15 protein-coding genes are annotated in these 14390 nt (G+C 68.4%); 13 read left to right on the top strand and 2 right to left on the bottom strand.

Annotated elements, in window-relative coordinates; translation table 11 throughout:
- The first annotated feature begins 84 nt into the window (after positions 1-84).
- Complete coding sequence (locus AC067A_RS10615; protein WP_478617401.1) at positions 85-1977, top strand: ATP-binding cassette domain-containing protein; 1893 nt, start codon at positions 85-87, stop codon at positions 1975-1977.
- 126 nt (positions 1978-2103) lie between these two features.
- Here AC067A_RS10615 and AC067A_RS10610 read toward each other — a convergent pair whose 3' ends face one another.
- Positions 2104-2286 carry a hypothetical protein gene (locus AC067A_RS10610; protein ID WP_478617399.1) on the bottom strand — a complete coding sequence of 61 codons (183 nt, stop codon included), beginning with the start codon at positions 2284-2286 and terminating at the stop codon, positions 2104-2106.
- On the bottom strand, positions 2283-3248 hold the full coding sequence (locus AC067A_RS10605; protein ID WP_478617397.1) for a hypothetical protein: 966 nt from the start codon (positions 3246-3248) through the stop codon (positions 2283-2285). Before AC067A_RS10605 ends, AC067A_RS10610 begins: the two co-directional genes overlap by 4 nt.
- Positions 3249-3460: 212 nt before the next feature.
- Between AC067A_RS10605 and AC067A_RS10600 the strand changes: the two genes are divergently transcribed.
- From AC067A_RS10600 to AC067A_RS10545, 12 genes are all read left to right on the top strand, one after another.
- Positions 3461-3892 carry a DUF6093 family protein gene (locus AC067A_RS10600; RefSeq protein ID WP_478617394.1) on the top strand — a complete coding sequence of 144 codons (432 nt, stop codon included), beginning with the start codon at positions 3461-3463 and terminating at the stop codon, positions 3890-3892.
- A gap of 1 nt (position 3893) precedes the next feature.
- Positions 3894-4319 carry a DUF6093 family protein gene (locus AC067A_RS10595; protein WP_478617391.1) on the top strand — a complete coding sequence of 142 codons (426 nt, stop codon included), beginning with the start codon at positions 3894-3896 and terminating at the stop codon, positions 4317-4319.
- Positions 4320-4358: 39 nt separating this feature from the next.
- Complete coding sequence (locus AC067A_RS10590) at positions 4359-4769, top strand: hypothetical protein (RefSeq protein WP_478617389.1); 411 nt, start codon at positions 4359-4361, stop codon at positions 4767-4769.
- Positions 4753-5166, top strand: coding sequence for a hypothetical protein (locus tag AC067A_RS10585; RefSeq protein ID WP_478617386.1), 414 nt, complete (start codon positions 4753-4755; stop codon positions 5164-5166). The genes AC067A_RS10590 and AC067A_RS10585 overlap by 17 nt, the downstream gene beginning before the upstream one ends.
- The gene (locus AC067A_RS10580) at positions 5166-5597 is read left to right on the top strand and encodes a hypothetical protein (RefSeq protein ID WP_423625391.1); all 432 of its coding nucleotides are present in this window, start codon (positions 5166-5168) and stop codon (positions 5595-5597) included. Before AC067A_RS10585 ends, AC067A_RS10580 begins: the two co-directional genes overlap by 1 nt.
- A 128-nt stretch (positions 5598-5725) precedes the next feature.
- Positions 5726-6220, top strand: coding sequence for a phage tail tube protein (locus tag AC067A_RS10575; protein ID WP_478617384.1), 495 nt, complete (start codon positions 5726-5728; stop codon positions 6218-6220).
- A 13-nt stretch (positions 6221-6233) separates the two neighbouring features.
- Positions 6234-6845 (top strand): hypothetical protein, encoded by a 612-nt coding sequence (locus tag AC067A_RS10570; RefSeq protein WP_478617381.1) that lies wholly within the window; start codon positions 6234-6236, stop codon positions 6843-6845.
- Between the two features lie 26 nt (positions 6846-6871).
- Positions 6872-7174: a hypothetical protein gene (locus tag AC067A_RS10565; protein WP_478617379.1), complete on the top strand. Its 303-nt coding sequence runs from the start codon at positions 6872-6874 to the stop codon at positions 7172-7174.
- Between the two features lie 3 nt (positions 7175-7177).
- Positions 7178-11467, top strand: coding sequence for a phage tail tape measure protein (locus AC067A_RS10560; protein WP_478617376.1), 4290 nt, complete (start codon positions 7178-7180; stop codon positions 11465-11467).
- A complete protein-coding gene (locus AC067A_RS10555) occupies positions 11467-12363 on the top strand; it encodes a phage distal tail protein (protein ID WP_478617374.1) in 897 nt (298 codons plus the stop codon). Before AC067A_RS10560 ends, AC067A_RS10555 begins: the two co-directional genes overlap by 1 nt.
- Before the next feature lie 12 nt (positions 12364-12375).
- Entirely contained in the window at positions 12376-13305 is a 930-nt protein-coding gene (locus tag AC067A_RS10550; protein ID WP_478617371.1) for a hypothetical protein, read from the top strand.
- Complete coding sequence (locus AC067A_RS10545) at positions 13305-14390, top strand: hypothetical protein (protein ID WP_478617368.1); 1086 nt, start codon at positions 13305-13307, stop codon at positions 14388-14390. The genes AC067A_RS10550 and AC067A_RS10545 overlap by 1 nt, the downstream gene beginning before the upstream one ends.

Here is a 14390-nt window from a genome sequence, read left to right as displayed (position 1 = left end):
CCTGATTGTCTGACCGGCACCGATGTGCAAATGCCGCCGACAATCCCGTTGCCCCGTAGTGCCGCGGCGCGCGTTCCTGGGCCCGTGAGTTCTACCGCCATCATCGCGCCGTCGACTTCAACCGTCGGTCAGCCCCCCGTCATGCGCATGGCCTCCGACCGGTACCAGGATGCCAACGCGGCCATGTCGACCTGGGCCATCGCCCGCCGCCTGCCGAAAATCCTCGGTGAAGCCGTCCGGCTGGGCTGGGCCACCGACCACCGAGCCGTCCTGACCCTGGCCGCCTTCCAGGTCGCCGCCGTGCTGCTCACCGCCGCCGCGCTCGCCGCGACCACCCGCGTGCTGGCCGGCCTGTTCACCGGCACCGACATCCTCGCCGGGCTCCAGGACCGCACCGGACCCATGGCCGTCCTGTGCATCGCTCTCTGCGGCCGCTACGTCTTCGACGCCGCCTCCCGGGCCGCCGCCGCCCGCCTGGCCCCGAAGGTCGTCCGGGAAGCCGACCTCCGCGTCATCGCCGCCTCCACCGCGGCCGAACTCGCCGCGTACGAGGACCCCGACTTCGAAAACGCCCGCCAGGCCGCCGCAGACGGGGCCGACAAGACCCGCGACCTGATCCTCGACGCCCAGGTCCTCACCTCCGCCGCCGCCCAGATCGTGGCCGCCGCTGCCGTCGTCGCCGTCCTGCACCCCGCCGTCCTCGGTCTGCTCCTGCTCGCGGCCGCCCCATGCGCCTGGGGCGCTGTCCGGGCCGCGCGGATCGAGCACGACGCGCACCACCGCAACCTCGGCGACTCCCGCCTGCGGAACGTCTTCCGCTCCTACACCACCGAGCACACCACCGCCGACGAGGTCCGCGCCGGCACCATGGCCGACTTCCTCACCAGCCAGTACCGCATCATCTCCAGCCGTCTGGAGACCGAACAGCTCACCGCCACCCGCAAGGCCCTCACCGTTCGCGGTATCGGCGACGCCCTCACGGCCCTCGCCACGGCCACCGCCTGGGCCGCGCTAGTCCTGCTCGTCTCCACCGGCCGCATCGAACTCGCCACCGCCGGCGCCGCAGCCCTCGCCTTGCGCACTGCCTCCGCCGCGCTCACCACCACCGTCCGCGCCGGCGCCGGGCTCTTCCGCACCTCCCTCGCCGTCGGAGACTGGCACCGCTTCCTCGCCGTCGCCGGACCCTGGACCGCCCGCCGCGGCATGGCCCGCATCCCGGAGACCGGCCCCGAGGTCATCAGCGTCAACGACGCCGCCTTCACCTACCCCGGCACCGACCGGCCCGCACTCACCGGCATCAGCCTCGACCTCAAGCGCGGCGAAGTCGTCGCCCTCGTGGGGGAGAACGGCTCCGGCAAGACGACCCTGGCCAAGCTCCTCACCGGCCTGTACCTGCCCACCAGCGGAAACGTCTGCTGGGACGGCATCGACCTCGCGGCCGCCGATCCGGCCACTGTGTACCCGCACATCGGGCTCGTCCCGCAGGACTACACCCGATGGCCCCTCGACGCCCGCGCCAACATCCATCTCGGCCAGCCCCGACCCGAAGGGGACCCCGCCATCCACGCCGCCGCCGAAGCCTCCGGCGCCGACGCCGTCATCACCCAGCTCCCTAAGGGTCTCGATACCTCCCTCGCGCGCTCCTGGTGGGGCGGGCACGACCTCTCCGGCGGTCAATGGCAGCGCCTCGCCATCGCCCGCGCGTTCCACCGCGACGCACCCGTCCTCGTCATGGACGAACCCACCGCCGCTCTCGACGCCCGCGCTGAGCACCGCATCTTTACGCGTCTCAAGGCCCTCGCCGCAGGTCGGGCCACTCTCTTCATCACCCACCGCCTCGCCAACGCACGCCTCGCCGACCGCATCGTCGTCCTCGAAGGTGGCCGCATCATCGAGACCGGCACCTACGACGAGCTCGTCCAGCGCGGTGGCAGCTCCACGTTCTACGAGATGCTCCAGCTGCAGGAGGGCTCGTAGCCTGGTGGTTTCCTGCGACGCTAAGCATCCTCCGCGAGGCTAGCCGCTTCCCCGGTCTCGACGACTGACACGGCGTAGCGGACGGAGGGAGGTGGGAGGCAGGCGTGCAGCCAGCCTCCCAGCGGCTCAGCTGACTGTGACGGCTACGAGCATCCCGGTGACCGTGACCACGAGCGCCATCGCGGTCATGGCTCCGGCGAGCGGTGCAGACCAGGACGGGCGGCACACGAGCAGGGCCAGTACGCCGGCGCCGACGATCAGGGTGACGATAACCAAGAGGAGGATCAGGAGAAGAGAGGTCAGGGTCATGCCTGTCCCCGTCCCGGCGCGGAGGAGCGCGTTTGGTGCAGGGCGCCGAGCCGCTTGAGCTTACGACGAACCCGCTCACCCAGAGTGATCGGATCAAGGCCAGCGACGAGAGGTGTGTCCAGGTCTGCAACGATGGCGGCGGCCTCCGTCCAGCTAGTGACCCGCGCATTGGCCCATGCCATCGTCACGGCGCGTTCGACAGGGGTGAGCTGCGCGAGAACCGCGAGGATGCGCGGGTTGTCTGGCAGGGAGCGGGTCAGTACCTCGTACGGATCCAAACCGCTGGTGACGACGTCGTGTGTGGTCAGTCCATCGCCGAAGGTATGGTCCAGGCTCCACAGCCGGTGCTGGTTGATCTTGTGCTGCCAGAGGGGAGCTAGCTGTCGGTGGATCTCCTTCGCCTCTGCTCGGAGGTGGTCCAGAGCCGAGGGTGCAAGGCTGCCTCCACTAAACAGCGGCGCTGCCCATGATCCCATCAATGCGGTCGTCACCGGCTCCCGCCATCCGCTCCACCAGCCCAACTCCTGGGCTACGAAGGCGTTGGTCTGATCAATCGCGCCAGCTTGCAGGGCCTGGCGAGCCGCAAGTGCTCTGACCGTGCCTGGCAATGCCTGCCCGCCAAGAGTCTGCGCCGAGGTCAGCGCGTTAAGTACCTCGGTCTGCTGCTCCAGTTGAGACCCGACGTGCGAGGTGAGGGTCCCGTCCGCAGTAATCGTCAGGATGGGGCGGTTGCCCGAGGTGGACTCCTGGAAGACCACGCTCTGCACTGTGATACCAGGGCTCAGTTTTCCCTCCAGGACGGTTCCCTCTCCGGTGAGTTCTGGGAGCTGCGGGCCGCTCGGAGACGAAGAGACACGCGCACGAATCTGACCGAGCTTCTCGGAGAAGAAGTTGACCTGCCGTACCAGCTGGCCTTGAGCCACGAGCTCAGAGGCCTGCGATGGCTTCGGATCGGTATGCACGGGCGGCACTCCTTGAGGTGATGACGACAGCTTCACTCCTCAGTCCCGGGAGGGCCGTGTTCCGGCAATAAATCTAAAGTCCATTGGTGTGACTCCCGTCACGTCGGATGGCTTGTTGCCGTACCGCTCAACCAGCAGCTGCAAGCGGCCCATCTGTGATGCTCAGGTGTTGAGCAAGCGGGTCGTCCGCCGCTACGGCTACGCTCGAACGCATGAGCGCCTCTACTGAAGGGCTGACTCTGGGGGCCGTCAGCGCGATCGTCGAGAAGAAGATTCTCACCAGCAAGATCAGGATCTACCGGCCTGGCGAACCGGTCTTTAACCCGGACACCGGCCAGTACGAGCCGGGCCCACCCGTCACCGTCTACGAAGGGCCGGGGGCGGTCTTCCCCGCAGGCGGCCCGTCCGTTGTCCTGCACCTTGCGGGGCAGGCGTACGTGGACGACAGCCCTTCCCGGTACCGGCTGCTGACGCCTCTGTCTGCCCCGGTGGCTTCACGCGAGGACACCGTGACCGTCGTGGAGGCCGACGACGCAGCTGCGATCGGCCGGACATGGCGGGTCCTCGACCTCGGGGACACGTCCACGCTGAGCGTCGTCCGCACCACATGGGTGGACCAGATCACCCAAGCGGCGGGGGAGTGAGATGAGCACAGCGATCGACCCGGCGGAGGTCCGGAGAGAGCTGGAGGCGAAGCTCCTCCTGGACCGGGTACGGGTGGTCCGTCCCACCGGCACCCCTGTCCTCGACCCCGAGACAGGGCTTCTCGGCGAGGTGCCGGCCGATGTCGTCTACGAGGGGCCCGGGGCGCTGCTCTCCGGGCACGGACAGGTGACGGCGGAGGGCATCGTCGGCAGGCAGTGGCTTGACGACACCGTCTCCTGGTACCGCCTGCTGACACCCCTAAGCGCGCCTGTGCCCGCCCGTTACGACAGGGTCGAGGTGATCGTCGCGCACTCCGGCGATGCCGCAACTGGCGGTCGGGTGTGGCAAGTTCTCGATCCGTCGGAAGCGTCCACAGTGGAGCTGGTGCGGGTCACGCGGCTCGACGAGTTCACGCCGCCCTCCTGAGCGAGTCGGGGTGTCCGCGAACCGCCCTAGGCTCGATGCATGGAGATCATGGACACCCCACCCGTAGAAGTACGACAGGTCAAGGTCACGGCGGTCGGCGGCAAAGCTTCGGTGGAGGTTGACGGAGTCGACTGCGCACGCTTCGTCTCCGGCTACACGATCCACCACCGTTCCGGAGAACCAGCCGAGCTGGTCGTCCAGGTCGCGCCGGGGGCGACTGCCCCGAGCTTCGTGGGCGACGCCCGGGTCTTCGTCGGCGTCCCGTACGAGCCGGGGCCGGCTGCCGCCCGCTTCCTGTTGGCCATCGACGCCGGGCTGCTGGAGAAGGCGGCGCTCGCCCGTCCCGAGATCGGCGGCCCGCACGGCTACACCGCCGCCGTCCTCGCGCAGTTGCAGCAGTGGGCGAACGGCGAGTTCGACCAGGAGGAGACCGATGGCCTCCTCTCGTAACGTGCGTGCACGGGCCGACTCGAACGCTCCGCAGGTGGCGGCGCAGCTGAACGCCCGAGCGGCCGCCGCCCTCCCTGCCGTCAGCGCCGTCGTCCAGCATTACGCGATGCTGCTGGAGACCAGGATCAAGGCCCACGCCAGCGGCCGACCAGGACCGAACGCGCCGACCGGCGACTACCGGCGTTCCTGGACGCACGAGTTCACTGCCACCGGCCTGACGGCGGAGGCGGTCGTCGGCACGGCCAAGCCGCAGGCGAGGCGATTGGAGTACGGGTACGTCGGCCCGGACAGTCTCGGCCGGATCTTCAACCAGCCTCCGTACCCCCACATGGGGCCGGCCGTCGAAGAGGTTCGCCCCGCGTTCCTCGCTGCCGTCGGAGCGGCGGTGGGGGACTGATGCCCGTATCCGGACGCGTCGTCAGTCTCGCCGTCCAGGCGATGCTCGCCGGCGCCACAGGCCGGTCCTGCGGGTACGGGGCGGCGCCCACCTCCAGCAACCTGCCCACCGGCGCGGCCACACCGTACTGCGTGCTCTACCCGGTCGGCTCGACCAGCGACGGGCCCCCCTTCGGGGACATGAGCGCAGACGCCCGACTCGTCTACCAGGTGACCTCGGTCGCCACGACGGCCGAGCAGGCGGAGTGGATGGCCGACAAGGTCCGCAGCGCCTTTATGGCCCGTACAGAAAAGGGCCCCACCTACCCGATCAACGCCACCGGGTACGTGGTCATGTCCCGTGAACTGGACAAGGAAGAAGGCGTCGCTGTCGCCAGTGGCGTATACAGTTACATCCAGCGGTTCGCGCTTGAGGTCACCACCCTCGCCTGACCGCCACACCTCACCGCGGAGGCCCATCGCGGACGCCCGACCACCGGTACGGGCCGACTCCCAGCTTGACCTGTTGGGGACGGGCCTACCGCATTCCGGGCCCAGGGTCCCCGGAGAGTGAGAGTCGCGTGGCCACCACGCAGCAGCGGTTCATGCGCCGAGGCACCACCCTCTTCTTCTTCCTGAAGGAGATCGCCTCCGACGACAACGTCCCGACCCGTGCCGAGTTCGCGCCGACCAATGCCACCAACCTGTCGGACACCATCAGCGACGTCGAGGGCTGGTCGCTGGAGAACACGCCCATCGACACCCCGGACATGGGGTCGACGTTCTCCACCACCATCCCCGGCGAGGACAAGGCCGACAACTCCTCGCTGACCTTCTACGAGGACAAGGTCAGCGACAGCATCGAGACCCTGCTCACCAAGGGGGTCACGGGCTACATCGCGATCATGCGCAAGGGCGACGTGCCCGGGTCGAAGAGCCTCGACACCTTCCCCGTCCGGGTCGGCAGCCGCAGCGCGTCCTACTCGACCGCGTCCGAACCCGCCAAGTTCAAGGTCACGTTCGGCATCGCCGAGGAGCCCACGCTCGACGCCGCGGTGCCGGCGAAGACCGTCTGAGAGGGGGCGCCGCATGTCCACCACCACGCATCCCGTACCGCCGGCCGCCGCCGTTGCCCGCGATCCGCACTGGTCCGCCAAGATGGCACGGCTCAAGGCGCGGAAGCTCCCGGAGCGAAGCCTGCGCCTGTGTGACGACGACGAGGCGAAGCAGGCCGTCACCGATGCCGCCCTCGCGCTCGCGAAGGCCCGAACGGCTGCCCGCGCCGAGTCCATCGAGCAGGGAGTCGCCGAAGCCGACCGCGAGGAGTGGGCCGCCGCCTATCCCGATGCGGTTGCCGCGCAGCTCCACCTCGACAAGGCTGAGCGAGCCCTAGAGGCGGCGACGGACGTCCTGACCTTCCGGGCCCTTCCCCGACCCGCGTGGGAGCAGCTTCTTCGTGACCACCCGCCGACCGAGGCCCAGGCCGACCAAGGCATGGAGTACAACGTCGAGACCTACCCCGCCGCCCTCGTCGCCGCGTGCCACATCGAGCGCGACGAGACGGGCGCTGAGGTGCCAGGGATGACCGAGCAGGAGGCACAGGAACTCCTCGACACCTGGCCGGACTCGGAAGCGAAGGCGCTGTTCACCACGGCCCTCCTGGTCAACCAGACGCTGCGGGCGGACCTGGGAAAAGGCTGATCGCCGACCCTGCGTTCCGCGCGGAGATGGAGGTCTGTGCCTCGTACGGCATCCCGCACAGCGTCTTCACCGGCGCCGGGGACGGGCGGTGGTCGGCGCTCGACCGAGCGAAGGCCGTTGCCTACCTCGTCTACTCGCGGACGGTGTGCGACTCGTGCGGGACCAGGCCGGATGAGTGGGACGAGCAGGCGGGCGGCGACCGCTTCGCGTATGTCACCGAGACACACCGGTGCATCGGCTGCGAGCTGATCGCCATGGAGCAGGAACAGGTCCCGGAGGGTCCGGAGGGGCGTGGGGTGAAGGTCGGGCTTCGGCCCAGGAAGAAGTAGCCAGTGGCCGGGGCCTACACCCTCTACGTCCACGTCCAGGCCGGGGTCACCGGCCTGGTCGGCGGCCTGCGCACAGCGGCAGGCCAGGTCACCGCCTTCGGCAGGCAGGTGCGCAGTCTCGACAGCGACCTGAACCAGCTCGCAGGGAGGTCGGAGCAGACCCGCCGGACCATGGCCACGGGCTTCGCCGTGATGGGCGTGGCCCTCGGCGGCGCTTTCGTCATGGGCGTCCGGGGCGCCATCGAGCTGGAGAAGCAGATGGCGAACGTGATGACGATCTCTAAGGAGATCAACAACACCAACATCAGCAACTTCACGGACCAGATCGTCGAGCTGAGCACGCAGCTCCCGCAGTCCGCGTCCCAGCTCGCCGAGGGTCTGTACCAGGTCGTCTCGACGGGCTTCGACGGTGCGGACGCGATGACGATCCTCCGGGTCGCCGCCCGCGGCGCGGCCGCCGGCCTGACCACGACGGAGACCTCCGCGCGCGCCCTGCTCGGCGTCTTGAAGGCGTACGGCATGGACGCCTCGCAGGCCAGTGACGTTATGGACGTCATGTTCCAGACCGTGAACTACGGCGTCGTCTCGTTCGACGAGCTCGCGCAGCAGCTCGGCGACGTCGTGCCGATGGCGGCTGCCGCCGGCGTCGAGTTCGATGACATCAGCTCGGCGCTCGCCGCCGTCACCCTCACGGGCATCCCCGCGGCCGAAGCCGTCACCGCGCTCAACATGCTGATGACGCGCATGATGAAGCCGGGGCGCGAACTGGTCGACATGATCAAGGGGTTTGGGTACGAGTCGGCCGCAGCTGCTCTGGAGCAGGACGGCCTGTATGTCGTCATGGAGAAGGTCCGCACCGCCACCGGAGGCTCTGCCGATCAGCTCGTTCCGCTGCTGAAGGACATCCGCGCGGTCCGCGCCGCGCTCGCTCTGTCGGCTGCGGAGGGCAAGAACTACCAGGACACCTACGCGGGCATCAGCATCGAGGTTGAGCGGGCCGGAGCCACCCAGAAGGCGTACGCGATTCAGCTCGACACCACCGCCGGGCAATGGGCGCAGTTCCAGAACCAGGCCCAGGCCCTGGGCATCTCCATGGCACGGGCCCTGCTGCCTGCTCTGGAGAGCGTGGGCGAGGTCCTGAACATCGTGGCCGGGTCCATCAACGACATGCCCGGACCCGTGAAGTCACTCCTGGGCGGCATCCTTGCCCTATCGGCCGCGGTTCTACTGGCGAAGGCCGCCTTCCTTCGCTTCGGGAACCAGCTCACCGTCTTCCGCACGCAGCTGGCCGCTGCACGGGCCGGAGGCTCGGCCCTGCCCGCGGTACTCACCGGCGCCGGCATGGCTGTGGCCGGACTGACGACCCTCATGGCCATCGGCGTCGGCGTGTACGCCGCGTACTCCGCCAGCAAGCAGAAGGCCAAGGCCGCGACTGAGGAACTGGTCGACGCGCTGCGGCGTGAGCGTGAGGAGGGCGAGCAGGGCGCGGGTCTGCGCGCCCTCACGGAGCAGCTCACCAACAGCGGGGACCTGGACAAGCTCAAGGACGCCGGCCTGAGCGTGGAGGAGGCCATCGACGCCCTTACCTCCGGTGGGGCGAAGCTCCAGAGCCTCAAGGACGAGCTCGACTTCGGCAAGACGATGTCCTGGGAGAGGACGAGCACCGGGTGGATGTACGACATCCGGTTCGACCGGGCCAAGAAGGTCTTGGAGGAACAGCACGAGGTCTGGTCGAACGCGGTCAAGAAGGAGAACGAGCTCGCCGCCTCCATGGCCATCGTGAACAACAAGATCAAGGCCAACCGGAGGGAGATGCTCGGTGCCTGGGAGCTCACCCAGTCTCTTCCCACCGATAAGAACGGGTCCCCGAAGTTCACCGAGCAGATGGAGGCGATGGGCAAGGCCCTCGGTTCGATCGTCGACCCGGCCAAGGCGTGGAAGGCCGCGCAGGACAAGGTCGCCGAGGCGAACAAGAAGGCGGGCCTGTCGGCCGACGCGTCCAAGGCTTCCCTCGCGGACTACGTGGAGGAGCTGAACAAGCAGCTCAAGGCGCAGCGCGAGTTCCAGAAGAACCTGGGCGAGTTGGCTGCGGACGGTCGCCTCGACCTGGCCGATCATTTCGCCGCTCTCGGGCCTGATTCGGCGCCCCTCCTGGGGGAGCTCGTCGGTCAGCTCAAGAAGGGCAAGGGCGAAGTCGCCGACGAGCTGGAGAAGATCATTCAGGAGTCCTCCGCGCGGGCGACGTCGGCGTTCCGCGCGGGCTTGGAGCAGCTGCCCGCAATCTCCGCCATGTACGGCAGGAAGGTCGCCGAAGCGTGGGCTGACGCGTCGGCCACCAACGACCCGGGCAAGTTCGCGAAGGTCATGGAGGCCATGGTTGTCGCCGAGATGGGGAAGGCCGCCAAGAAGCTGCCCAAGGCTGCGGCCGCACAGTTGGAGCAGGGCATGCGCGTCCTGGCGGATGTGTCCGCTAAGCACGGCAAGGAGGCGTCCACCTCTCTGGCGCAGTCCTTCCTCCAGGGTGACGTCGAGAACATCCGGGCGCAGCTCGGCTACCTGTACGGCGCGGACATGCCGATCGACGCGCCTGACCTGTCGGGGGTCGTGGCGGCCTTCCGTACGGCCGGAACCCAGTCGAACTCCGAGTGGATGGGGATGCTCAGCCTCATCGTGGCCGTATCTCAGACGAAGGGATCCGAGGCGGCGAGCGCCCTGACCACGGCACTGCTGTCAGGCGACATGGCAGCCGTACAGGCACAGCTCGACGAGATCGGAGCCTCGGTCGGCCGGATACCCGGTCAAAAGACGATCACCGTCAGTGTGAACAAGCCGGCCGCCGTGACCATCCCGTTCTTCGCGAAGATTCAGGCCAGCCCGTGGGACAAGGACGGCAACGGTGTCCCTGACGGCATCCAGGCTCCTGTGCAGCAGGCCAACGGTGGACTGCTCGACTTTTACGCGGACGGCGGCGTGCGCAGCTCGCGCGAGGACCACACCGCCCAGATCGCGCCGGCGGGCGCGTGGCGAGTGTGGGCGGAGCCAGAGACACAGGGCGAGGCATATATCCCTCTGGCAGGAGCGAAGAGGGGCCGTTCCAAGCGCGTCTTGGAGGAAGTTGCCCGCCGCTTCGGCGGCGAGGTGACTTATCACGCCGACGGTGGGCTGAGCGGGTTCAACTATCAGCCTTCCACCCCGGCGACGCTCTATTCGCTGTCGGGGATCGCCGGCGACTCACGCGACAAGAAGGGCAACTTCAGCCTCAAGATCTTCGCCGAGAAGTTGGACGCGTCCGTTGCCACGGCGAAGCGGTGGCGAAAGGACCTCGACACCGTTGCCCGTCGTGCTGGACAAGACGTGGCGGATGCCCTGGCTGAGATGGGCGAGGAGGGGATCGCGCTCACTCGGAAGATGGCGACCGGAAGTTCCGGCTACCTCAAGACGATGGCGAAGAACATCCGGGAGCTGGAGGCCGCGTCCAAGGCGAGCCTGGGGGAATTCACGGGACAGTTGCGACAGGCTGTGAAAGACCAGGTCACCTTCGAGCAGAACCTCTCGAAGCTGGCTGCGAATGGCTTCGGTGACCTCGCCACCCGCCTGGCCCGGCAGGGCGACCAGGACGCGGCTGACCTCGCTGCGGAAGCGGTGAAGGACCCGAAGAAGGCGAAGGCCGCGAACGACGCCGCCCGCGGCGCCAACCGGACACTGCCCGAGGACGACCTGCCCGACCTGATAGCGATCATCAGCGCGGTCAAGAGCAAGACGACGGGCTTGCACGCCGTAGCCGACACCACCGGCCTTGGTGAGGACCGCATCATCGAGATCGCCAACCTCGCTCTCGACCGCCTCAAGAAGGCCCTGGGAGCGAAGGGTACGAGGTTCTTCTCCGACCTGAACCGGGCCACGCGGGGCCTGTCGTACGCCAACGGAGGCATCCTCACGCCCGGCCTGTACGCCACTTCCGGCGGGCTGGTCAGGTTCGCCGAGCCTGAGACGCAGGGTGAGGCCTTTATCCCGCTCGGAGCGGCGAAGCGCAGCAGCGCACTAGCTGTCCTCCAGGACGTTGCCCGCCGTTTCGGGATGCGCCTGTCCAGCGCCGACGTGGTACCGACCGCGACGAAGCTCGTCGACGGCCGGCCGGCGGCCGCCATCAAGGTCACAGTCGTCCAGCAACAGCCGAAGGCCCTGGTGGAGTCCATGCCGATCACAGTCCATGGCCCTGATACGTCGCCACAGGCGCTGTCCGGGGAGATCATGCGACGGCTCCGGAACGCGCAGCGTGGGGGGCGGCTCTGATGATGCTCCTCGCCGACTGGCAGATCGACTTCGCGGGCGTCCTCATCGGCTACGGCACCCCCGTGGTGGTGTCCAATGTCGAAGGTCTCGGCGCCGCCGAGCTGCGGACCCAGGACGTCCTGAACCCTTCTGACGACGGCGCCTTTCCTGGGGTGGACCTGTATGCGCCGCGCACGGTACGGATCGAGGCCGGGATCCGAGCCCCTGGCGATGCGGCCGCCGCCCTCGACAAGCTGGCCGAGATCGAAGCAGTCGCCGCCAACGCGAAGATCCGCCGTACGGCCGGGGCCCTCGCGCAGCTGCGTCTGCGCTGGCCCGGCCGTGACACCAAGGTCCTCTTCGGCCGCATCCGACGGGCCGAAGCGGTCTCCACGGCCCAAGCCATACACGGGTGGATCCCGTTGGACCTCGAATTCACCGCCCTCGACCCACGGCTGCACGGCGACTCGATATCCAGCATCACCCTGCCCCTCGACATCAGCCACAGCAGCGGCGGGTTCAAGGCCCCGCTCGTGGCACCCATCACGACCGGTATCGCCACCCCGGAGACCAGGCCCGGATGGGTCATCAACTCGGGCGACGTCGGCGCGTGGCCGTCCATCAGGATCTCCGGTCCCGTCAGCAACCCCCGCGTCCTGCATGTGGAGAGTGGTCGCGTTCTTGAGCTGGGCATCACCCTCGGCGTCGGCGAGCGAATCGACATCGAAACCCGCCCCGGAACCCGGTGGGTTCTGCGGAACGGATCGGGTAACGCCGCAGCAGCCCTCTCGAACGCCTCGCGCCTGGACCTCTTCCAGATCCCGCCCGGCCGCAGCGAGATCCGGTGGACGGCCACGGACTACACCAACACCACCCGGCTGACCGTCTCGTGGCGGCCGGCTTGGACCGCCCTGTAAGGAGAATCCGCTGTGCCACTGATCCAGCCGCCCATGCTCACCCACGGCGGAACGCACCCTGCCCGCGCGATGCGGATGATGATCAGGGACCTCGCCCGCGGTTCTCAGGGGGTCACCGAGGCCAACGACCTCAAGGTCAGGCAACTCTCGACGCCGGGCTCCGCCGTACGCGTCGGGGACGGCTCGTCCATCATCCGGGGCGCGTCGTGGGGCCAGGGCGCCTACACCCAGTACAACGTGGGCGACTCCATCGTTCCCATCGCCCCCACGGGCGCGTCGGCGCGCTCGGACCTGTTGCTGCACCGTGTCGAGGACCCCGAGTACGAGGGCAACCGTGATCCGGCCGCAGACGACATCGGGTACTTCCACGTCGTCCCCAACGTCGGGTCGACCGCGACGGCGGCACCGGCCGGGATGACCGCGATACCTCTGGCCCGAATCGACATCCCACCGAACACGGCGACCATCACGGACGCCATGGTCAAGGACCTGCGGCGCATCGCCAACCCCCGGCGGGAGCGACGCCTCTACACCGCATTCCCGGGCAGCCCCCAGAAGCTCACCTACTCGGACAACCGGTACCACACGTGGCCGCCAGCAGCACGGTGGACCATCCCCGTGCCCGACTGGGCCGTCAACCTCAAGGCGATCACGACCTTCGCAGGCCTCCGCATGGATACCGCCGACGTTTACGCGTCGATGCAGCAGGTCATCGGCCCAATCCAGGGTCAGGACACCGTCATCGACGACGACCAAGGCAAGAACGTGCGGAGGACAACCGTCATCCTCGCCGACAGCCTGGGAGTCCCAGCCGCCATGCGCGGTACGAACCAGATCCTGTACGTGCAGACCTACATGTCGAAGGTGGAAACCGGCAACCTCACCGTCGACGGCGCCACTTCGCTCATCTGCGACGTCGAATTCAACGAGGGCGTCATCTAATGGCGTACCGCTTCCTCACCACGCACGCCCTCACCGGCCAGACCCTGGCCTGGGATCTACCGCTGTCCGAAGTCGAGTTCGGACCGGAACTGTGCGGGCCAGGCTCCTTCACCGGAGTCATCGAGCCGAGACTGGCCAATCTCATGCCCTCCCAGGTGGACCCTGGGACGACGGCGATCTACGTCGAGCGGGATCGGACGCTGCTGTGGGGAGGGCTCATCTGGCGAGCCGAGCCTGAGGGGCAAAAGCTCCGCCTGGAGGCCAGCGGCTTCGGGTCCTACCTCACCAAGCGGACGGACACTCACGGAAACCTGGGCGGGCGAGGCCCGTGGGTGCATGCCGACCCCTGCCGCGTCATCCGGGACACGTGGGCGTACTGCCAAGCCCAGCCCGACGGAAACGTCCGCGTCGCAGTGGACGGCACTACGTCCCGGGTCACGGTCGGCACCCCCGCCGACCCGTACTCCACGCCGTGGTGGGAGGCGCCACCCCTGGGGAAGGTCGTTGACGACATGGTGGCAGTCGCCGGCGGTCCGGAGTGGACCGAGGCGGTCGCCTGGTCAGGCAGCTCTCCGACCCAGCGCATTCGCATCGGCTGGCCGCGCCTTGGCACCAGACGGCAGGACATTACCTTCACCTCGGGCATCAACATCGCCTCCTCGGTGCCGGTGCAGTACGACGCCGACAGCTACGCCCAGGTGATCATCGGCCTCGGCGCGGGCGAGGGACGTTCCCGGCGGCGCGCCGTGGACGCGGCCAGGAACGGGCGGCTGCGCCTGGAGCACGTGCTTGAACTTCCGGACGAGAAGTCCACCGATCGACTTGCCGCGCGTGCCCGCACCGAGCGCGTGGGCCGGTCGGTCATCGGAGAGGTCACCGAGGTCGTGCTCCGGGACCACCCTGCGGCGCGCATCGGCTCCTTCCAGATCGGCGACGACGTGCGGGTGCGCCTGAGCGACGAGTGGACGCAGTACGACGGTTGGGCTCGGATCACCGGCTGGCTCCTCAAGCCGCCGTCCGAGGCCGGGCCGGAGCAGGTCACGGTGCAATTGGCGCGGGCGGACAGATTCACCTACGGAGCGTGA

The sequence above is a fragment of the Streptomyces sp. NPDC043176 genome, assembly GCF_056436715.1.
This window is presented reverse-complemented; position numbering and strand designations above follow the sequence as displayed.

What these genes read in the sequence shown, in the direction of transcription:
- AC067A_RS10610 (WP_478617399.1), bottom strand. Translation starts at nt 2,286, where the DNA reads ATGACCCTGACCTCTCTTCTCCTGATCCTCCTCTTGGTTATCGTCACC.
- AC067A_RS10600 (WP_478617394.1), top strand. Translation starts at nt 3,461, where the DNA reads ATGAGCGCCTCTACTGAAGGGCTGACTCTGGGGGCCGTCAGCGCGATC.
- AC067A_RS10595 (WP_478617391.1), top strand. Translation starts at nt 3,894, where the DNA reads ATGAGCACAGCGATCGACCCGGCGGAGGTCCGGAGAGAGCTGGAGGCG.
- AC067A_RS10590 (WP_478617389.1), top strand. Translation starts at nt 4,359, where the DNA reads ATGGAGATCATGGACACCCCACCCGTAGAAGTACGACAGGTCAAGGTC.
- AC067A_RS10585 (WP_478617386.1), top strand. Translation starts at nt 4,753, where the DNA reads ATGGCCTCCTCTCGTAACGTGCGTGCACGGGCCGACTCGAACGCTCCG.
- AC067A_RS10580 (WP_423625391.1), top strand. Translation starts at nt 5,166, where the DNA reads ATGCCCGTATCCGGACGCGTCGTCAGTCTCGCCGTCCAGGCGATGCTC.
- AC067A_RS10570 (WP_478617381.1), top strand. Translation starts at nt 6,234, where the DNA reads ATGTCCACCACCACGCATCCCGTACCGCCGGCCGCCGCCGTTGCCCGC.
- AC067A_RS10565 (WP_478617379.1), top strand. Translation starts at nt 6,872, where the DNA reads ATGGAGGTCTGTGCCTCGTACGGCATCCCGCACAGCGTCTTCACCGGC.
- AC067A_RS10555 (WP_478617374.1), top strand. Translation starts at nt 11,467, where the DNA reads ATGATGCTCCTCGCCGACTGGCAGATCGACTTCGCGGGCGTCCTCATC.
- AC067A_RS10545 (WP_478617368.1), top strand. Translation starts at nt 13,305, where the DNA reads ATGGCGTACCGCTTCCTCACCACGCACGCCCTCACCGGCCAGACCCTG.